The sequence below is a fragment of the Clostridium estertheticum genome, from assembly GCF_026650985.1.
Taxonomy (GTDB): Bacteria; Bacillota; Clostridia; order Clostridiales; family Clostridiaceae; genus Clostridium_AD; species Clostridium_AD estertheticum_C.
Map to the genome: position 1 here is coordinate 5069891 of NZ_CP086239.1, position 21302 is coordinate 5091192.

General features: G+C 30.7%; 18 protein-coding genes and 1 other annotated feature. Of the genes, 15 read left to right on the forward strand and 3 right to left on the reverse strand.

Translation table 11 applies throughout. The features are described 5' to 3' along the window. Positions 1-13: 13 nt before the first annotated feature. The 6 genes from LL038_RS25615 (at position 14) to LL038_RS24170 (ending at position 5526) form a co-directional block, all read left to right on the forward strand. On the forward strand, positions 14-250 hold the full coding sequence (locus tag LL038_RS25615; RefSeq protein WP_309245071.1) for a response regulator: 237 nt from the start codon (positions 14-16) through the stop codon (positions 248-250). Between the two features lie 33 nt (positions 251-283). Beyond that, positions 284-682, forward strand: a complete 399-nt coding sequence (locus tag LL038_RS25620; RefSeq protein WP_309245070.1) for a response regulator transcription factor — start codon at positions 284-286, stop codon at positions 680-682. Next, the gene (locus tag LL038_RS24155) at positions 669-1721 is read left to right on the forward strand and encodes a sensor histidine kinase (protein ID WP_216124051.1); all 1053 of its coding nucleotides are present in this window, start codon (positions 669-671) and stop codon (positions 1719-1721) included. The genes LL038_RS25620 and LL038_RS24155 overlap by 14 nt, the downstream gene beginning before the upstream one ends. Positions 1722-1797: 76 nt before the next feature. Next, a complete protein-coding gene (locus tag LL038_RS24160) occupies positions 1798-2553 on the forward strand; it encodes an ABC transporter ATP-binding protein (RefSeq protein ID WP_216124049.1) in 756 nt (251 codons plus the stop codon). Next, positions 2553-4571, forward strand: coding sequence for an FtsX-like permease family protein (locus LL038_RS24165; protein ID WP_216124048.1), 2019 nt, complete (start codon positions 2553-2555; stop codon positions 4569-4571). Before LL038_RS24160 ends, LL038_RS24165 begins: the two co-directional genes overlap by 1 nt. A gap of 139 nt (positions 4572-4710) precedes the next feature. Beyond that, complete coding sequence (locus tag LL038_RS24170; protein ID WP_216124047.1) at positions 4711-5526, forward strand: aminoglycoside N(3)-acetyltransferase; 816 nt, start codon at positions 4711-4713, stop codon at positions 5524-5526. Positions 5527-6215: 689 nt separating this feature from the next. Here LL038_RS24170 and LL038_RS24175 read toward each other — a convergent pair. Beyond that, a complete protein-coding gene (locus LL038_RS24175) occupies positions 6216-7241 on the reverse strand; it encodes an ABC transporter substrate-binding protein (RefSeq protein ID WP_216124044.1) in 1026 nt (341 codons plus the stop codon). A gap of 202 nt (positions 7242-7443) precedes the next feature. Continuing rightward, positions 7444-7673 (forward strand) — a binding site (T-box leader). 82 nt (positions 7674-7755) lie between these two features. On the opposite strand from LL038_RS24175, the gene LL038_RS24180 reads away from it, so the two are divergent. The 7 genes from LL038_RS24180 to LL038_RS24210 all read left to right on the forward strand — a co-directional run bounded on the left by LL038_RS24180 (position 7756) and on the right by LL038_RS24210 (position 18262). Further along, positions 7756-10398, forward strand: a complete 2643-nt coding sequence (locus tag LL038_RS24180) for a valine--tRNA ligase (protein ID WP_216124042.1) — start codon at positions 7756-7758, stop codon at positions 10396-10398. A 668-nt stretch (positions 10399-11066) separates the two neighbouring features. Next, positions 11067-12743 carry a peptide ABC transporter substrate-binding protein gene (locus LL038_RS24185; RefSeq protein ID WP_216124038.1) on the forward strand — a complete coding sequence of 559 codons (1677 nt, stop codon included), beginning with the start codon at positions 11067-11069 and terminating at the stop codon, positions 12741-12743. Between the two features lie 80 nt (positions 12744-12823). After that, positions 12824-13774 carry an ABC transporter permease gene (locus LL038_RS24190; protein ID WP_216124036.1) on the forward strand — a complete coding sequence of 317 codons (951 nt, stop codon included), beginning with the start codon at positions 12824-12826 and terminating at the stop codon, positions 13772-13774. A gap of 11 nt (positions 13775-13785) precedes the next feature. Then, positions 13786-14703, forward strand: coding sequence for an ABC transporter permease (locus tag LL038_RS24195; protein ID WP_216124034.1), 918 nt, complete (start codon positions 13786-13788; stop codon positions 14701-14703). A gap of 15 nt (positions 14704-14718) precedes the next feature. Further along, entirely contained in the window at positions 14719-15738 is a 1020-nt protein-coding gene (locus LL038_RS24200) for an ABC transporter ATP-binding protein (RefSeq protein WP_216124028.1), read from the forward strand. Beyond that, on the forward strand, positions 15738-16706 hold the full coding sequence (locus tag LL038_RS24205; RefSeq protein WP_216124025.1) for an ABC transporter ATP-binding protein: 969 nt from the start codon (positions 15738-15740) through the stop codon (positions 16704-16706). Before LL038_RS24200 ends, LL038_RS24205 begins: the two co-directional genes overlap by 1 nt. Positions 16707-16909: 203 nt before the next feature. Then, positions 16910-18262 (forward strand): bifunctional folylpolyglutamate synthase/dihydrofolate synthase, encoded by a 1353-nt coding sequence (locus tag LL038_RS24210; protein WP_216124023.1) that lies wholly within the window; start codon positions 16910-16912, stop codon positions 18260-18262. Between the two features lie 66 nt (positions 18263-18328). Here LL038_RS24210 and LL038_RS24215 read toward each other — a convergent pair whose 3' ends face one another. Next, on the reverse strand, positions 18329-18577 hold the full coding sequence (locus tag LL038_RS24215) for a TIGR03905 family TSCPD domain-containing protein (protein WP_216124021.1): 249 nt from the start codon (positions 18575-18577) through the stop codon (positions 18329-18331). Positions 18578-18726: 149 nt separating this feature from the next. Between LL038_RS24215 and LL038_RS24220 the strand changes: the two genes are divergently transcribed. After that, the gene (locus LL038_RS24220; protein WP_216124019.1) at positions 18727-19608 is read left to right on the forward strand and encodes a YncE family protein; all 882 of its coding nucleotides are present in this window, start codon (positions 18727-18729) and stop codon (positions 19606-19608) included. A gap of 83 nt (positions 19609-19691) precedes the next feature. Here LL038_RS24220 and LL038_RS24225 read toward each other — a convergent pair whose 3' ends face one another. Next, positions 19692-20219, reverse strand: coding sequence for a DUF4364 family protein (locus LL038_RS24225; protein WP_216106876.1), 528 nt, complete (start codon positions 20217-20219; stop codon positions 19692-19694). A 233-nt stretch (positions 20220-20452) separates the two neighbouring features. Here LL038_RS24225 and pdaB point away from each other — a divergent pair, with 233 nt between their 5' ends. Next, positions 20453-21202 (forward strand): polysaccharide deacetylase family sporulation protein PdaB, encoded by a 750-nt coding sequence (gene pdaB, locus LL038_RS24230; protein WP_216124018.1) that lies wholly within the window; start codon positions 20453-20455, stop codon positions 21200-21202. Positions 21203-21302 lie beyond the last annotated feature (100 nt).

Below are 21302 nucleotides of genomic sequence, written 5' to 3' on the forward strand. Positions count from 1 at the left end.
TAGGAGATTAACTATGAATAAAATTTTAATAATAGAAGATGATTTAAAATTAAAAAAGTATATGCAGGAATATTTAAATGCTTATGATTATAACACTATCCTTTTGAATGATTTCGAAAATGTAATAGAAGATGTTCAGCATATAGAGCCTAATATTATAATATTAGATATTAACCTTCCAACCTTTGATGGTTTTTACTTTTTAAAAATCATTAGAAATAAATCTAATGTTCCAGTAATTATTGTTTGAGCTAGAAGTGAAGAGGGTGAACAAATCAGAGGAATGGAGCTTGGGGCAGATGATTATATAACAAAGCCTTTTGGTATGGGCATATTACTTGCAAAGGTAAATGCTGTGCTGCGAAGAACAAATAATGTGGTTACTACTGAAGATTTTAATATTTGCGGATTAACTCTGAATAGCGATAGTATGAGGCTAGTGTTTGAAGAAAATATAGTGGATCTTAGTAAAAATGAATACAAATTACTAAAGTTATTTATGAGTAATTGTGGAAAAGTTATAACTAGAGAAGAATTATTAGAAACATTATGGGATGACACGGATTTTATTGATGATAATACATTAACAGTGAATATAACTAGGGTTAAAAAGAAGCTTAAAGATTTGGAAGTCGAAAATTCAATTATTACAAAACGAGGAGTAGGATATGTATTTAACTAAATTAATATTAGCGGTTTTGAAAAAAGAAAAAGCTGCCATAATTATATATTTATTAAATACTGTAGTTTTAGTGAGTTTTTATTATTTAATATTTAATAGTAGAGAAATTATATATCCTATAGCTGTAAGTTCATTTTTCTTAATGATTTTCATTATTTATAAAATTAGTGAGTATAACAATTTCTATATAAGACTTAATGAAGCTAAAACAAGTCCAAATTATAAGGGTAAATTTGATGGTAATGTAGAAGTTTTTGAAGTTATCAATGAAATGCATGATAACTATATCAATAAGTTTTATAAAATGAAAAATAGAATAAAGGAAAGAGATACCCTTATGGCTCAATGGGTGCACAATATGAAAACATCTATAACAGTTATAGATTTGGCCTCTGAAAAGGGACTAAATCATTATAAGAGGTGTCTTAACATTGACGATGTATCTTCTGAAATACCCTTAAAAGATTTAGAAGATAGTGATTTTCTTTATGATATATTAGAAGAGAATAAGAAGCTACAGGATAATTTAGAGGAAACACTTAATTTGTTTAGATTAGATGAATTTGCAAAAGATTATATTCCTGAGAAAGTTAACCTAAGGGAGATCGTAAATAGTGCTGTTAATAATAAAAAAAGAGAATTTATATATAGCAAGGTATTCCCTAAGGTTATTATAGATGAAAAATATTATATATACACAGATAAAAAGTGGTCAAAGTATATGTTAGAGCAGATAATAACTAATGCAATAAAGTATTCAGAAAAAGAAAATAGCTACGTTACCTTTAGTTTAGTGGAAGATGATAATTACATAATATTATCTGTAGAAGACAAAGGAATAGGTATAAGGAAAGAAGATATATCAAGAGTATTTGAGGCTTTTTTTACTGGAAGTAATGGTAGAAATAATAAGAAGTCATCAGGGATTGGGTTATATATGGTTAAGCTTGTAGCTGATGAATTAGGTCATAAAATCCATATAAATTCTAATGTAGGAGAAGGAACTATAGTAGAAATTAGCTACCTTTCAAAATTGTAAGGTTAAGTAATGTTTTTCAATTAGAGAATAAGGACATCAGATTTATACTTAAATTACAATAAAGGAGTGGATTTATATGGAAATATTACAAATTAAAAAACTTACTAAAGTTTATAATGCTTTTAAAGATGCAAAGGAAGTCATAGCCCTTAACGAGATAAGTTTTAATGTGGACAAGGGTGAGTTTATAGGGATAATGGGACCTAGTGGAAGTGGGAAAACTACATTATTAAATATATTATCTGGTATAGACAAAGCTACCTCAGGAGAAGTTCATATTAATGGACAAGATATTATCAAAATGAAAAAGGATGAGCTAGCTTTATTTAGAAGAAGGAAGGTTGGCTTTATATTTCAAGATTTTAATCTTTTAGATAGTTTAAATGTTAAAGAGAATATATCATTTCCTTTAATAATAGATAAAGTAAATCCCTGGGAAATAGAGAAGAAAGTTAAAGATATTATGAAGTACCTAGGTATAGAAGAGTTACAGAAAAAGTACCCTTATAATATATCAGGTGGAGAAAAACAAAGAACTGCAGTTGCTAGAGCACTCATATGTGAACCTTCAGTTATATTTGCAGATGAACCAACAGGTAATTTAGATTCAAAGTCTTCTAAAAATATAATGACAACTTTTAAGAATATGAATGAGGAAAAAAGCGCTACAGTAATTATGGTAACCCATGATGCATTTGCAGCATCTTTCTGCAAAAGGATAATTTTCATAAAGGATGGGGCTATAAAATTAGAGATAATATCAGAGGGTGATAGAAATAAATTCTTTGATAAAATACTAGAAGCTCAAAGTGTTATAGGAGGGGAGAAATAATGACCTTTTCTTTTATAATCATAAAGAACATTAAGTTTAATTTCAAAAAATATATAGCTTACTTTATAGCTAATAGCTTTATTATTGCTGTTTTGTTAATGTATGGTAGTTTAGTGTTTAGTAAGGAATTTACAGAGGGTTCTAAGGCTACTGGTTTAACGGATAACGTAATGACTACGTTGATGATCATGATTGTATTTTCAATTGTCTTTATTTCCTATACAACTATATCCTTTATAAGATATAGGGGTAAAGAATTTGGAGTATATTTGACTTTAGGGGTTACTACTAGGGATTTAAGGAAGATATTATTTATTGAAAATATTCTAATACTATTTGCATCGCTGGTAGTGGGCATGATAGTTGGAACCTTGTTTTCAAGACTTTTTTATATTGTTATAGGCAAAATACTTTGGATTGATAATTTTACACCTAGTCTGAATATAAAGACCTATTCTATGTGTTTAGCTATAGCCATAATTATTTTCTTAATAAATTCAATGTTTCAGCTGATATTTGTAGGAAGGCTGTCCATAATGGAACTTATAAAATCATCTTCTAAAGCGGAGGTAGGTAAGAACAATTTTATAATTGGGGCAATAGCTTTGATAGCATTAATAACAGCATTGTATCTCTTTCCTAAAATAGTTAACCAAGAAATATTTATAGGCAGTGAAAGTGCACTGCTCATAATTATTATAATAACAATAATAGCACCTTATTTTATAATAGGATCATTAATATCTATGGTAAATATAGTGCTTATGAATTTTAAAAAGACATACAATAATAACCTTTTGGTATTATCAAGTGTGCAGCATAAGTTTATATCTTATAAAAGCATTATTTATTTAGTTTTGATATTGGCAGCATCAGCTATTACTTTAATAAGCGTGACTTATAGTATGTATAGCACAATAGAAAAAGATACAAACAATAGATATCCTTACGATATCAGCTTTATTCAAAATGATAAACTTAATAAAATATCAGAACAGGAGATTAAAAACATATCAAAATCTAGTGGTGGAGAAATAAAGCAACATAAAATTTTAGAAAACATAGATCTTATGGATTATAGAGCTTATGAAGGTAAGGTTACAGTAGGTAGAAATATTGCTGTCATAAGTGAGACTAATTACAATGATCATATGAGGACAAATGTGGTTGTTAATAAGGGGGAACTAGTACAGGTACTTAACTCTCCTGCAAGTAATAAATATAAAGATAGTGACGTAATTATTAATTTCAATGATTTGTCTAAACAAAAGGAACAAACGTCAAAGCTTGAAGAAGGCAATAATGTAACACGGATAGATGATTTTTTAGCTACTATGGATAAGGATAGCTATATATATGTTGAAAAAAATAAAAAGAGATACACAGAAGGCAAATATACTAACGAATCTTATTCATTGGATTATTCAAGGAGAACAGCTCTTATAATTAATGATAATGATTATAGAAGAATAAAGGAGAAATTAGGACCACAGGTTGTTTCTTATGACCATTTAATTAAGTTAAAAGACCCTAAGGATTATAAAAGTTTTAATGTTATTTCAAGTGAATTAAGAAGATTAAATCACGGAGATGAGTCTTTAAAACCAGAATTTAAACAGCAAATTTTAGAAGAAAATATAAAAGAAAATGGCTTTATGCTTTTCTCAAGTTTATTTTTAGGAATGATGTTTTTAATATCCAGTGGAGTGGTATTATATTTCAAGGTGTTAACCGGTGTTGATGAAGAAAAGGGAAGAGTGAAAAAATTGGTTCAATTAGGCATGACAGATAGAGAGGTATCAAAGGTTTTAACAAAGGAACTGGCAATAATCTTTTTTACTCCAGTAGTTTTCGCTGTTAGTTTAATAACATATTTTTTATCAATATTATTTGGAGTTGTAGCAAATGGTGAGTATATGTTTAATAAATCACTTATCGTGATTGTAGCTTATATAGTTCTACAAATGGTAGCTTTCTTTATTACAAGGGGGAGGTACACTCGCGAAGTAATTGGGTAGCATTATTTTCTGATTCGTTTATGGAATATATATTATTAGTAGTATAATTAAGCAAATATATTATTTCCTAGTAGTAAAATATTGTTTTATATGTATGAAAATAAAAGTATTAGGGAGTAATAAAAAAGGAGCAAAATAAATGAGTGAAGAGAAAATAATCAATAAAACAGGACAACCTAATACTATTAATACTATTTATCAAGATTTAATGAGACTTGGTATAAATAACAGTGATATTTTATTAGTTCATTCTTCAATGTCAAGCTTAGGATGGGTTTGTGGTGGGGCGCAGACTGTAATAACTGCATTAATGAATGTTGTGGGAAGTGATGGAACATTGGTTATGCCAGCTCAAAGCGGAGAGTGGAGTGACCCCGCACAGTGGTGCAACCCACCTGTACCAAAAGAATGGATACAAACAATATATGATAATATGCCAGCATTTGACCCCGAAATCTCACCAACACGAGGAATGGGGCGCATCTCAGAATTGTTTAGAACACTTCCTAGCACAATACGGTCAAATCATCCACATGTATCATTTAGTGCAAATGGAAGAGATGCAATGCATATTATTGAAAATCATCCATTGACTCCACAGCTTGGTATGGATTCACCGCTTGGCAAAATGTATAATTTAAAAGCAAAAGTTCTTTTACTAGGAGTAGAATATAATTCTTGCACCAGTTTTCATCTTTCAGAATCACTTATAGCTGAAATGCCTAAAGAACGTATGGGTGCTGCAATACTTGAAAATGGTGATAGGTGCTGGAAATGGTTTGAGGATTATGAGTATGATACAGAAGATTTCATGTTAATTGGAAAAGACTTTGAGGATAATTATAATGTACAAAAGGGTAAGGTTGGTAATGCAGAATGCACGTTATTTGAAATGAAAGATGGAGTTGACTTTGCTAAGACATGGTTAATTAAACATAGATTTGCTGCTAGATAGGATATTAGTTATTTGCGAAAGTTATTAATTTAAAGTTTTTTCTTGAATTATGTTATAACAAAAAGTATATATTGCTATAATGCTTTCACATCGTCAAGTCATTCTAAAATTTATTGTAATTACGGATGCTAAAAAATACAAACTCGCTATGCTCAAACATGTATTTTTATATACGCATCTGTAATTAAAATAAATTAAGAATGATTACGACTTGTTCAAATGCATTTTACGCAATATATACTTTTGTTAGCATAATTCAAGAAAAATATTTCAACATCACAGTTTTTTTAAAATCCATGTTTAGTTTTTAGATCACTTTGTTTTAATGTCACGCAAGAGTTTCTCCTTGGGTGACAGAGATACATAGAAGTATGAAATTTTTCCGGAAGTGGCTTAAAATAAGAAGTGCCGAAACATTGAAATTTTATTTAGAAATTCTTGTTTTGCCAATATTAAATTCAAAGGATATGTATCATATCTGTAGCCTACCGGCTAAAAGATTTTTTTGTGGAGATTATGGATATAAATTATTTTCTTTATATGCCAATCATATTAGAGACATAATAGGATACATTACAATGAAATAACAAATGTTTTTATACGCTAAAAAAAGTATATATTACGTATAGTTCTTGGCGAAGCGAATGCATTAATCGTATTGCAATACGCGTAATATATACTTTTTTGCTTTATTTTATAGTTGTTACTGATTTCTTACTAAATGTAGTGTTAACTATTGTATCAAAGTCAGGTCTCGTAGGTATTAGTGATGCTTTATAGGATTGAATTATATCCATAAGTTTTGTTAAGTTTTCTGCTCCTAATGTTGGATTTGTTGAGAAGGCATTTATATTTCTGTAATTTTTTATAGATGAAATAAGGACAGCTTCATCTGTACCAGGGAAGTAGGATTTTATTGAAGTAATTACATCTTTGTCAGAATTACTATTAACCCATTTTTGACCTTTGTATATTGCATTAGTGAATTTTTGCAATACAGCTGGATTTTCTGTTATATAAGATTTTGTTGCAAAAAAACAGGTATAAGGTATGATTCCAGCAGAATCACCGACTGATGCTACGATATTTCCAGAATTATTATTGTTTAATGTACTAGCGGTTGGCTCAAAAAGAGCAACATAATCACCTGTTCCGGCTTTAAAAGCACCAGCAGTAGCTGTGAATGCAAGGTTTGTAATAAGATTTACGTCAACTCCAGGATTTATACCATGATTTTTTAAAACATATTCAAGAGCCATCTCAGGTACCCCACCAGGCCTTCCGCCTATTATAGTTTTGCCCTTTAAGGATTCCCATTTAAAGTTTGGCTCAACTTTTTTAGATACTAAGAAAGAACCATCCTTTTGAGTTAATTGTGCAAAAATAACTGGGTAGTCTGTTCGTTTTTGATTGTAGATGTAAATAACTTGTTCTGGCCCTGCGAGACCAATATCGGAAGCTTTGCTTAAGACTTGTTGCATAGTTTTATCTGCGCCTTGACCGGTCGAAAGCTCAATATCCAGGCCTTCTTCTTTAAAGAAACCTTGAGAAATAGCTGCATACATAGGAGCGTAGAATATAGAACGGACCACTTCATTTAATTTTACTTTTACTAGAGGAGTAGTCTTAGTTTTTGGTGTACAGCCAGAAAATAAGGTAGTTACTAATGCAAGGGATATAAATATAGAAAAAATCGACATCTTTTTAATTTTCATAGATACCTCCATATTATATAGTAGTTATGATTATATAATATGAAAAACAAAGTATATGTGACATTTTATATTTGGGGTAAGTTATAAAATTTATAACATTGACATATAAAAATTAACATGTATAATTGAAATTAAATAATATATAACAATTGAACAATATTATATAGTTATATGACAATTAAAACATATTGTATAATAATATATAAAAGCTTAGATAAAGAGGAGTAGGGGAAAATTAATATTAAGAGAGAAAGATCCATAGGCTGTAAGATCTTTTATATGAAAAACCTTGAAGGTTGCTTTGGAGCTTCTTTGCCACATTCATGTATTTATGAATAGAGGGTATAAGACGGTTTTCTTAATCGTTAAATTATAAAGAGCCTGCAATTTTGCAGGAAAAAAGGTGGTACCGCGGAGCTTTTCGTCCTTTTATAGACGAAGGCTCTTTTTTTATTGTCTAAAAATTGGCGCTAAAAAAATCAATCTAATAAATACAATTTAGGAGGAGTTAATTATGGAAGAAAACAACAATATTGATAAGAATTATAATCCAAAAGATTTTGAAGAAAGACTTTATGCATGGTGGGAAGAAAAAGGTTTTTTTACACCAAAAGTTGATAAAGATAAAAAACCTTTCACAATAATGATGCCACCACCAAACATCACAGGAAAATTACATTTAGGTCATGCTCTTGATAATACCCTTCAAGATATCCTAATAAGAACTAAAAGAATGCAGGGGTATAACACATTGTGGCTTCCAGGTGAAGACCATGCTAGTATTGCAACAGAGGTAAAAGTTGAAAATGAACTTTTAAAACAAGGTCTTAAGAAAAAAGAAATGGGAAGAGAAGCTTTCCTAGAAAAAGTATGGGATTGGACTAATGAGTATAGAGCAAAAATAAGAGGCCAAATAAGAAAAATGGGATGCTCCGTTGATTTTACCCGTGAAAGTTTTACTATGGATGAAAATTTAAATCATGCGGTAAGAGAAGTGTTCGTCAAATTATATAATGATGGACTTATTTATAAGGGAAATAGGATAACTAATTGGTGTCCAAAATGTATGACGGCAATTTCAGATGCTGAAATAGAGTTTGAAGAACAAGAGGGGCATTTTTGGCATATAAAATATCCAATAGTAGGCACGGATGAATTTTTAGAAATAGCTACTACAAGGCCGGAAACTATGCTTGGAGACACCGCTGTTGCAGTAAATCCTAAAGATCCTCGTTATACACATTTAATAGGCAAAACAATAATGCTTCCACTAGTAAACAGAGAAATACCAATAGTTGCAGATGATTATGTTGATATAGAGTTTGGAACAGGTGCAGTTAAAATAACTCCAGCACATGATCCTAATGATTATCAGATAGGTAAAAGACATAATTTAGAGCAAATAGTAATTTTAAATGAAAATGCAACTATAAGCGATGGGTATGGAAAATACTCAGGTCTTGATAGATATGAGGCAAGAAAAGTTATTGTTGAAGATTTAGAAAAGGCTGGATTACTTGTTAAAATAAAAGACCATGCTCATAATGTAGGTACTCATGATAGATGTAAAACTACTGTAGAGCCAATACTATCTGAGCAATGGTATGTTAAAATGGAATCTCTTGCAAAACCAGCTATTGATGCAGTAAGAGAAAATAAAACAAAATTTGTTCCGGCACGATTTGACAAAACATACTTTCATTGGATGGAAAATATTCAAGATTGGTGTATATCAAGGCAATTATGGTGGGGACACAGAATTCCAGTATGGTACTGCAAAGACTGTGGTGAAGTTATAGTTTCTGTTGACGCTCCAACAAACTGCAGCAAATGTAATAGTACAAATCTTAATCAAGATAAAGACGTTCTTGATACTTGGTTCAGTTCTGCATTATGGCCTTTCTCAACGCTTGGTTGGCCAAATAATACAGAGGATTTAAAGCATTTTTATCCAACAAGTGTATTAGTAACTGGATACGATATTATATTCCCGTGGGTTGCAAGAATGATATTTTCGGGTCTATATAATTTAGGGGAGGTACCATTTGAATCAGTAGTAATACATGGAATGGTTCGCGATGATCAAGGTAGAAAGATGTCTAAGTCACTAGGAAATGGTATTGATCCATTAGATGTAATAGACCAATATGGAGCGGATGCATTAAGATTCTCGCTTGCAACTGGAAATTCACCAGGCAGTGATATAAGGTTCTATGAATCAAGAGTTGAAGCAGCTAGAAACTTTGCTAATAAAATTTGGAATGCATCTAGATTTGTTATGATGAATAATAACTATGAATTAATGACGAAATATAAAGAGAGTAAAAATTACACAGTTGCAGACAAGTGGATATTATCAAGAATGAATACTGTGACAAAAGAAGTTACAGAAAATATTGAGAAATATGAAATAGGAATATCACTTCAAAAGACTCATGACTTTATGTGGACAGAATTTTGCGATTGGTATATTGAACTTGTTAAACCAGTATTATATGCAGATGATTGTGAAGCTAAAGGCATAGTATTAAATGTATTGAACAAAGTATTAAAAACAGGGCTTAAATTACTTCACCCAGTTATGCCGTTTATAACAGAAGAAATTTATACTCATTTAGAAAATGAATATGAATCTATAACAATCGCTAAGTGGCCTGAATTTGATGAGTCGCTTAAAGACGAAAAATCAGAAGAAAAAATGAACTATATAATAGAAGCAATAAAAGATGTAAGAAATGCTAGGGTAGGAATGAATGTAGCACCTTCAAGAAAGGCTAAAGTATTTATATATGCTATAGAGGCAAAAGAAGCATTTGAAGAAGGTATGGTATACTTCCAAAAACTTGCATCAGCTAGTGAAGTTAAATTTTTAGAATCTAAATCACAATCACCAGAGAATGTAGTTACAGTAGTAACTAAAGGTGCTGAAATATATATGCCATTACTCGAGCTTGTAGATTTAGAAAAAGAATTGGAAAGATTAAACAAAGAAAAAGATAAACTAAAAAAAGAAATAGATAGGGTAGAGAAAAAGCTTTGTAATGAAAGATTCACAGCTAAAGCACCAGCTGAGGTAGTAGAAGAGGAAAAAGCTAAAGGTGAAAAATATAAAGAAATGTATAATTCAGTGATTTTAAGTATAGAAAATTTGAAGTAGAATTTTAATAGAGAAAAATGCTAACTACAGAATAGACATTTAAGTAATGTCTATTCTGTAGTTTTTTGTTGTAGTAAAAAAAAATGGGATGAAAAGATTCAATATTTTCAAAAAAAAGAATATTGAAAAAAAAGAATAAAAAAGGTTCATGACATTAAAGAATGTGAAAGATATTAGCAATAATAAAAAAATATGAAGTTTTTACTTGATTTATATTAATAATGTGAATTAATGAGGATTAAATTTAGTATTATCTAATAAGAAAATTGTATAAATATACACGTAAATATTATTAAATAATACTTTTATGCATAATTCATAATAAAAATGAATAAACAATTAATAATATACAAATAAATTATAAATTATATGAAGAAATTTAATATTAAATTAAAAATAGTAGTTGACATTTATTTATTTTTTTGCTAGTATTCTAATAATATTAAATATTACAAAAATTAAATTATTAATCTATTTCTTATTCAAAATTGAGAGAGACTGGACATGTGAAGCGCGACAACCCAAATTTGCATTTGAATGAATGATGTTAATATAAGTATATTTACTTAGAGGATGCGAAGCTGAATTTTGTACTATTTTTCTTTGATTTTATTGAGAGAAGAATTTTATTTAGAAGTAATTATTTATTGATTAAGGGGGGACTATTAATGAAAAGCAAGAAAATTGTTTCAGTACTAATTGTAGCCTTAGTGTTAAGTGTGGCACTAGTAGGTTGCGGAGCTAAAAGTGGAGATAGTGCAGGTACTACAAAATCAACAGAGACTAAGCTTGATGCTGATCAAACTGCAAACATTTTAGGTTATGATTACACATCACTCGATCCAGCGGTAATAAGTGATATGGAATCTTTCACTACACTTACAAACGTTGATGAAGGACTTATGAGGGAAGTTACAAAGGATGGTAAAGTTATAAGTATTCTTGCTGGTGCTGATAAGATGACAGTTAGTGCTGACCATAAAGTTTACACTTTTCATATAAGAGCTAGTAAGTGGTCTGATGGAAAGGCAGTTAGAGCGCAGGATTATGTATACGGATGGCAAAGACTCTCTAATCCAAAAGTAAGCCAAGATTATCTAGGATTCCTTAATGAAATGGGAGTTAAGGGCGCGACTGAAACAGGAGTAGCTAAACCAAGTGATTTGGGAGTTAAAGCAATTGATGACAATACATTTGAGGTTACACTTAAATCACCAAGTGCTTATTTTGAAACTACATTAAACTTTAAAGGATTAGTTCCACAAAGAGAAGATATAGTGAAAAAATTAGGAGATCAATATGGCCAAGATTTCAAAGGCATGGTTTATAATGGACCATTCGTAGTATCGGATCATGTAAAAAGTGCCAAAGTTGTTTACACAAAAAATGCTAATTACTGGGACGCAGCTAATGTAAAATTAACAACTGTTAATGCTCAGATAATTGATGAACCAGCTACGTACAATAAAATGTTTAGTGCTGGAGAACTTGATATGATTGTAGGAGCTACTGATTACCTTAAACCACTACAAACGAAAGCAACAGCAGGTGAAATTTCTTACCTTAAGGGTAATGATCCATCAGTATATTACTTTATCTTTAATAATAAGACTAAAGCATTATCAAATGCTAAGGTAAGACTAGCTCTATCACTTGCTTATGATAGACAAGTTCAAATAAATACAGTATTTAAAAAACATTATGTTGCTGAGGGTATAGTTCCTAGTAAGATAATGGTTGGTGATGAGGAGTTTAGAAAAGCGGTACCAGAAGCATTAAAAACTGTTAAAGATGATCCAAAAAAACTTTTAGCTGAGGGATTAAAAGAATTAGGTTTAAGTTCGGATGCATCAAAGGTTACTTTAAAGTTATTAATGCCAAAAGCAACTTCAATTACAACAGCTCAAGCTCAGTTTATTCAAGCTCAATATAAGAAAAATCTTGGAATAAATGTTTCAATTACTTATGCAGTAGATGCTCCTTCATATTTTAAAGCTAGAACAGCTGGTGAATTTGATCTTTGCTCTGGTGGATGGGGTGCTGATTACAACGATGTTATTTCTTTCTTTAATATATTTACATCGAAAAATGGAAATAACAATGGTAAATATAATAATCCAGCATATGACGCTTTAATTGAAAAAGGAAAAACGGAATTAGATGCTAAAAAAAGGGTAGCTATATTTAAAGAGGCAGAAGATCTTCTTGTAGCTAAAGATGCTGCTGTTTCTCCATATTACTACAAACAAGTTGATTCATTCATGCAGACTTATTTAAAAGGAATGTATGTACCATTATTTGGTGGATATTACGACCTTAAAACAGCATATGTATCAGGTAAATAGTAATTAGATTTTAATCAACACTGCAACAGAGCTAATTTGGCTTTGTTGCAGTAATTTTATGATAGGAGGAAAGTATTTGTATGGCTAAATATATAATAAAGAGGATTGGCTATATGATCATTACACTTTGGGTTGTTGCGACTATTACATTTGTGCTTATAAATGCTATACCAGGAGATCCTATAACTGCTTCAGCAGGTAAGGTTCTTGATAAAAAAGTAGCTGCAGAAATTATGAAAAAATATCAACTAGATCAACCAGAGTATGTAAGATATGGTACATATATTAAGAATTTAGTACACGGTGACTTAGGAATGTCAATACATTATCCAGGACAGAAGGTTAATGATATTATTTCAAAAGAATTTCCAGTGTCATTAAGATTAGCTCTTCAAGCGGTAGGAATAGGACTTGTTTTTGGAATATTTTTAGGAATTATTGCGGCGTTTAAGAGAAATACATGGGTAGATTATACCGTAATATTTATTGCACTTATTGGGGTTTGCGTTCCGGGTTTTGTTTTAGCAATTCTTCTACAATATGGCCTTGGAGCAAAATTTGGTTTAAAAATAGCGGGATGGTCTTCTAGTAGTCTATTCAATATATATAGATACTCATTATTACCTTCCATTGCACTTGCTATGGCTGGACTTGCATCAAATGCAAGGTTTATGAGGACTTCAGTACTTGAAGTAATTAATCAAGACTATGTTTTGACTGCAAAGTCAAAAGGTGTTGGTAAGGTCTCTTTAGTATGGAAACATATTATAAGAAATGCAATACTACCAGTAGTTACAATGATAGGACCTAGAATAGCATACGTAATCACTGGTTCCTTAGTTGTAGAGAGCATATTCAGTGTGCCGGGGCTCGGTAGAGAATTAGTTTCTGCAATTTCTAATAGAGATTATACTGTAGTTATGTCATTAACTGTGTTTTTTGCTTTCTTGTACATTGTTTCTTTACTTATTGTAGATATAGTTTACGTTTTAGTTGATCCTAGAATTAAATTAACTCAAAGGAAAGGATAAGGAGAGAAGGCATGAAAAAATATAGCAAAGATTTATTTAAAATTATAGGGTATTCGAAGAAAGATTTAGATGTTATGGTAAGGCCTAATGTAAGTTATTGGCAAGATGCATGGAGAAGACTTAAGAAAAATAAAGTCGCTATGCTTTCTATGGTGATTTTGATAATAGTTATAATTATGTCTATCATAGGACCAATGATTTCATCAGTAAATTATCAAACTCAAAATTATAATATTTTAGATAAGAGTCCAATGGCAAAACATTGGTTTGGAACTGACAATTTAGGAAGAGATATGTTTGCAAGGTTATGGATGGGTGCGAGAGTATCATTAAGAATTGGATTTATTGGTACTTTGATTGAACTTCTTGTTGGATGTGTATACGGCGGTATATGTGGATATTTTGGTGGAGCCGTAGATACAATACTTATGAGAATAGTTGAAATAATTGTAAGTGTACCATATCTTATTGTTGTTATTTTGTTGTTATTGGTATTGCCAGCAGGAGAAGGAACAATAATTATTGCACTTTGCATTACGGGATGGACAGGCATAGCCCGTTTAATTAGAGGACAAGTTATGCAACTTAAAGAATCGGAGTATGTTTTAGCTGCTAAAGCACTAGGTGCTAGTCCGACTAGAATCATTGCAAAACATTTAATTCCTAATACAATTGGAATTATACTTGTTTATATGTCTATGGATATACCTGCCTTTATTTTTGATGAAGCATTTTTAAGCTTTCTTGGGCTTGGTATTCAATCACCTAAAACTAGTTGGGGAGCATTAATTTTTGCTGGTCAAAGTCAGATGATGTTTCATCCTCATGAATTTATATTTCCAGCAATAGCAATAAGTGTAACTATGTTAGCATTTAATTTACTTGGTGATGGTTTAAGAGATGCTCTTGATCCAAAACTTAGACAGTAAGGAGGACGAAAAAGCATGTCAAAGTTACTTGAAGTTAAAAATTTACGAGTTTCGTATCATACATATGCTGGAGAAGTTCAATCTGTAAGGGGCATAAGCTTTGAAGTAAATGAGGGTGAAACTCTTGCAGTTGTAGGAGAATCTGGTTGTGGAAAAACAGTAACAGCTAAATCTCTTATGAGATTAATACAAACTCCACCAGGTGAGATTAAAGATGGTTCTGAAATATTATATAAAGGTAATGATATTTTAAAAATGAATAACGAACAATTAAGACATTTTAGGGGCGCTGAAATTAGTATGATCTTCCAAGATCCTATGACTTCTTTAAATCCTACTATGACTATTGGAAAACAGATAGCAGAAAGTTTAATTATCCATAGAAATATGAAAAAACATGAGGCTATGGATGAGGCTATAAAAATGTTGAAACTTGTTAACATTCCAAATGCAGAGAGAAGGGTTAAACAATATCCACATGAATTTTCTGGCGGAATGAGGCAGCGTGCGATGATTGCCATTGCACTTGCATGTTCTCCTAAAATTCTTGTAGCAGATGAGCCTACAACAGCACTAGATGTTACAATTCAAGCTCAAATAATGGATCTTATAAAGGAACTTCAGAATAAACTAGGTACAGCTGTTGTCTTAATTACACATGATCTAGGCGTAGTTGCAGATGTTGCAGATAGAATCCAAGTTATGTATGCAGGTAAGATAATAGAGAGAGGCAGTACGGATGAAATATTCTATAATCCGAAACATCCATATACATGGGCACTACTTCAATCAGTTCCTAGATTAGAAACTGGTCATAAAGATAGTTTGTATTCTATTAAAGGAACGCCACCTGATTTGGTAAAACCTCCGGTTGGTTGTCCATTTGCTCCAAGGTGTGAATATGCTATGGAAATATGTAAACAAGAAATGCCAGAAGCTACTATAATCACTGATACTCATGAAGCTTTATGTTGGTTACAACATCCGAATGCACCTAAAGTAGAAGTGCCATTTGAAATTGGGGGTGCAAAATAATGGCTGAAAATAAAAGCGAAGATTTAATTATAGTAAAAAATTTAAAAAAATATTTCGAAGTTGGAAAAAACGAAACACTTAAAGCTGTTGATGATGTTTCCTTTACAATCAAAAAAGGAGAAACATTAGGACTAGTTGGTGAGTCAGGTTGCGGTAAGACCACGTGTGGGAGAACTGTAATGGGACTGTATCCAGCAACAGCTGGAGAAGTAATATTTGAAGGCGTAAATATCCATGGGCTTAAGGGTAAAGCTAAAAGGGACTTTTGTAGGCACGCACAAATAATATTTCAAGATCCTTATGCATCATTGAATCCTAGAATGACTGTTGGAGATATTGTAGGAGAAGGTATAGATATACATAAACTCTATACAGGAAAAAAGAAAGCAGAAAAAATTCAGGAAGTACTTCAACTGGTTGGATTAAACAAAGAGCATGCATCTAGATTCCCACATGAATTTTCTGGCGGTCAGAGGCAAAGAATAGGTATAGCTAGAGCACTTGCTATAGAGCCTAAATTTATTGTATGTGATGAACCTATTTCTGCTTTAGATGTTTCTATTCAAGCTCAAGTAGTTAATCTATTGATTAAGCTTCAAAAGGAACTTGGTTTAACTTATTTGTTTATAGCACATGATTTATCTATGGTTAAACATATATCTGATAGAGTTGGTGTAATGTATTTAGGAAAGCTTGTAGAACTTGCCCCAAGTGGTATTCTATATGAAGATCCATTACATCCATATACTAAGGCGTTATTATCAGCTATTCCTGTTGCTGATCCTATTGAATCTAAAAATAAAAATAGGATAATGCTGGAGGGAGAAGTTCCAAGTCCAATAAACACTAAACCTGGGTGTGGATTCCGTCAAAGATGCAAATACGTTATGGATTGTTGCGCAAGTGAAACACCAGAGCTAAAAGAAATAAAACCAGGACATTCTGTAGCTTGTCATTTATTTAAATAATTTTTGAACATATAATGAAGAAAGTGTAAATGGAAGAGTGATAACATTATTTATCGCTCTTTCTCTTTTTTTATTTAATTTACATTAGTATTTGATAAAATAGAAATAAATATTATATATATTTACAACAAAAGGTTGGTAACTGTTTCTAAGTTAGTATAGAATTTAATAGAAAGAAGTTAGGTTTGAAAGGAATGATAAACATGAACTATGATGAGGCTAGATCTTATATAACAAATACAGCTAAGTTTGGCAGCAAACTTGGGCTTGATAGAACTGAAAAATTATTAGAACTTTTAGGAAATCCACATAAAAAATTAAAGTGTATACATATTGCAGGGACTAATGGGAAAGGTTCAACTTCGGCAATGGTGAGTAGTATTCTTGTGGAAGCTGGATATAAGGTAGGTTCATATATTTCACCATTTATTGAGGAGTTTGAAGAACGGATACAAATAAACAATAAAAACATTTCTAAAGATGATTTAAGTGATATTATAACAGAGGTTTCTAAAGCTGTAGAAAAGGTAGTGGAACTTGGATACATTAATCCAACAGAATTTGAAATTATAACTTGTGCTGGATTTTTATATTTTTATAAAAACAATATAGATTTTGCGGTTATAGAAGTAGGGCTTGGAGGAAGGCTTGATTCAACAAATGTAATTACACCTATTTTAAGCATTATAACATCCATAAGTCTTGATCATACTTTAATACTCGGAGATACTTTGGAAAAGATAACTTATGAAAAGGCAGGCATCATAAAGAGTGGAATCCCTGTAGTTGTGTATCCACAGAAAAAACAAAGTTACGATGTAATAGAAAAAACATGTGGAGAAAAAAAATGTCAATTAATAAAAGTACTTAGGGATTCAGCTGTATATTTAGGCAAAGAGAATTTAAATCAGGTTATTATTACATTAATGGAAGGACAAGTGCCTTATAAACATAATGCGATAACTCAGAAAATAGAAATTAAAACTTTAAATAATGATTATATTATTGATTTAGCACTTTTAGGTAAGCATCAATTACTAAACTGCTCGGTAGCAGTACATGCTATAGAGGCTCTTGTGGGCCAAGGCGTCATTATTAGTAAAGATAACATAATAGCTGGACTTATGAACGTAGTGTGGCCAGCGAGGCTTGAGGTGATGAATAGAAGGCCTTTAGTTGTTATAGACGGCGCTCATAATATAGATGGTATTAAAAACCTTACAGAAAGCATTGATATGTATTTTAATTACAATAAGATTATATTAATTCTAGGAATTCTTGCAGATAAACAAGTGGAAGAGATGATACAAACTATAGTTCCAAAGGTATACAGAGTTATTACTGTTACTCCTCACAGCGAGCGCGCAGAGCTTTCGGAAGAATTGAAATTTCAAGTAGAAAAATATACATCAAAATGTGAGTCAATTGAAGACTACGAGTTGGCTTATAAAAAAGCATTGAGCTACTGCGAAGATGATGATTTACTATTAGTGTCAGGATCTCTATACATGGTGGGAGATATGAGAAAAATAATACGAAATGTCCATATACAATAAACTTTAAAAAAGAGACAAGGCTCATATTGTTAAATAATATGAGCCTTGTCTTTTTATATAAATTAATTAAGCATTTGCAACGAATTCTTCAAGCGCTACTGCTAATTGGTCAGGACAAGAAGTGCTTTTGTCTCCACATTTAATACCTTTAAGTTTTTTTATAGCTTCCTGAACATCCATCCCTTTTACTAGGGTTGAAATTCCAAGTAAATTACCTGCACATCCTCCTGTAAAACCAATTTCAGTTATTTTATTATCAACTATTTCAAAATCTATATTTCTTGAACAAACGCCTTTTGGCTTATAACTATACATATTTTATTCCTCCATCTTTCGAGAATTTATTAATCACATTAATTATTATATACTATGAAGTCTATTCTTTTCAAGAAATTAATTTTTATTAAAACATTGTTAGCATATTATAACTATCTTCATATTATGATTATGAGGAGGTGAGGAATTTGAGGAACTTGTATGTATGTAGTACTTCATCGGATTGCATATCAAAGGTTAACCTAGATTTGTTTATAGAAGAAGAAAAAATATATTTGGATAAACAAAATCTCAAAAGAATTGGTCCTCATGGTATATATGTTTATGAAAATAAGATATTAACAGCTAATAGTTATGATAATAGTATTTCTATTGTTAATACTTATAATTATGAAATAGAGAGTTATTTTATAGGCATGCACTGTAATGATTTATCCGTTTATGATAACAAGGCTTATGTTATCTGTGGAGACTCTGATGATATAATAGTTTTTGATTTAGAGAAAAAAAACATTGTAGAGGCAATTCCTTGTGGTAATTCACCCCATAGTATTTATATTTGTAAAAAAAAGGAGCTTATTATAGTAGCCAATATGAATAGTGACAGCATAACATTAATAGATTGTGCTCAGAATGGAAATATTAAAGAAATTAGGGTAGGAGCATATCCTACTAAAGCGGTAATTACTCCAGATGGAAATTATATTTTAGTTTGTGAGAGTAATATAGGTATGGATAATAAAGGTTGTATTAATATTATTTCATTAAAAAATTGTAATGTATTAAATAAAATACCTGTTGGGAATTCACCTGTGGACATGTATTTCAATGGGGAATTTTGTTACGTATCAAATTTTGGAGATGGTACTGTGAGTATATTAGATATAAATAAATACAAAGAGATAAAAAGAATTGAAGTTGGAGGGATGCCTAGAGGAATACTAGAGGATGAAAAATATTTGTATGTAGGGGATAATTATAATAATTTGCTTTTTAGAATTGATAAAATAACAGAAAATAAAAAAGCCATTTCTATTGGCACAGAGCCTACAGGAATGACGCTTCTATAAGATGAAAAAGCCTCTGTAAGAAGATTAGAAGCTTCGAAACGAAGATAAAGCTTCTAAAAGAAGATAAAGCTTCGATACGAAGATTAGTCATCTATAAGAAGGTTTATTATTTTAGCATAAAGTTTAGAGGGTTCTTTTCTCCATTTGGTGCATAGATTTTGCGCTTGTTTGTTTGAGGTTACACTAAGTTTAATATCTATAAGTGTAAAACTATCTTCAGAAGCAATTAGGTTAACTAAATAGTTGTTATTGTTTTCTATTGTATAATCAGCACTAACTGTTAGTTCTTTCTTGATGTTTTCAATATGAGCTTTTAAATAATTATCGATAAGCTCAATCTTCTTTTCAGAAATTCTTTCTTTAAATAAGGATAGGACATTATCACCCTTTTGTGAAATGACCAATCTATGTTTACCCTTTTGCTCAGTATGCTTAATCAGGTTAGACGCAATAAGTTCTGTAATATATTGTTGCAGAGTAAAATAATTTATAAAATTATTTTCTAAAATAATTTGTGTTATTTGGATATTGGAAATAGGGAGCTTTATTTTATAAAATATATAAAGTAAAAGAAGCTTATTTTCAGCTAATTCTAAAGCATCTTCAAACATATCTGTCCCTCCTTGTAATTAGCCTAATCAAAAACATTAGTGAAATGTCTTTTTTATGTAAAATTAACTATAAACAGTATAACATAAAAAGCACTGAAATAATTCGGTGCTATTAATTTTTATGTTTTATCTAAATTTTTATAAAATGCAAATTAGCAGGTTAAATTATACATATTTATTGAGTTTTAGAATATAAATTTAAAGTATAAGGTATAAGGGGAGAATAGGATGGTATGAGTTACATAAAAAAAAATTTAATAATATTCTGTATGATTTTTATCGGAGTTTCTACGGTTATAGGAATTTATAATTTTAAAACTAATGGTGCATTTGCAGGAGCACAGCGTAAATTACCAATTTACAACGTAGATACTAAGGAGAAAAAAATTGCAATTTCATTTGATGCAAGTTGGGGTGATGACAAAACAGATGAGATATTAAAGATATTAGATAAGTACAATGCTAAAGCAACATTTTTTGTAGTGGGGGCATGGGTAGACCAGTATCCAGGTAAGTTAAAGATAATGTATGAGAAAGGGCATGAAATAGGAAATCATTCAAATAAGCATCCTATGATGACTACAATATCCAAAGAAGAAATGATTAAGGAAATAGATACGACGGATGCCAAAATAATGGATATAACAGGAAAGGGAACAACACTTTTTAGGTGCCCATCAGGGGAATATAATAACTTAGTCGTTGAAACTGTAGAAGCTACGAATCATTATTGTATTCAATGGGACGTAGACAGTATTGATTGGAAAGAACAAGGCGCAGAAATTGAGTATAATAGAATAATAAAAAATGCTAAGTCAGGTTCTATACTTTTATTTCACAATAATGCAAAATATACACCTCAAAACTTAGCTAAAATTTTACAATATTTAAAGGATAAAGGATATACATTTGTGAAGGTATCGGACCTTATATACAAAAAAAATTATTATATAGATGCAGCGGGAAAACAAATACAAAAATAAAATATAAATGTATTGAAATTCAATGCGTATTTGTATTATAATGGGAATACCAATTAATATTAATTATGGAAAAATAAATGTAAAAGAATTATTTAAGTAT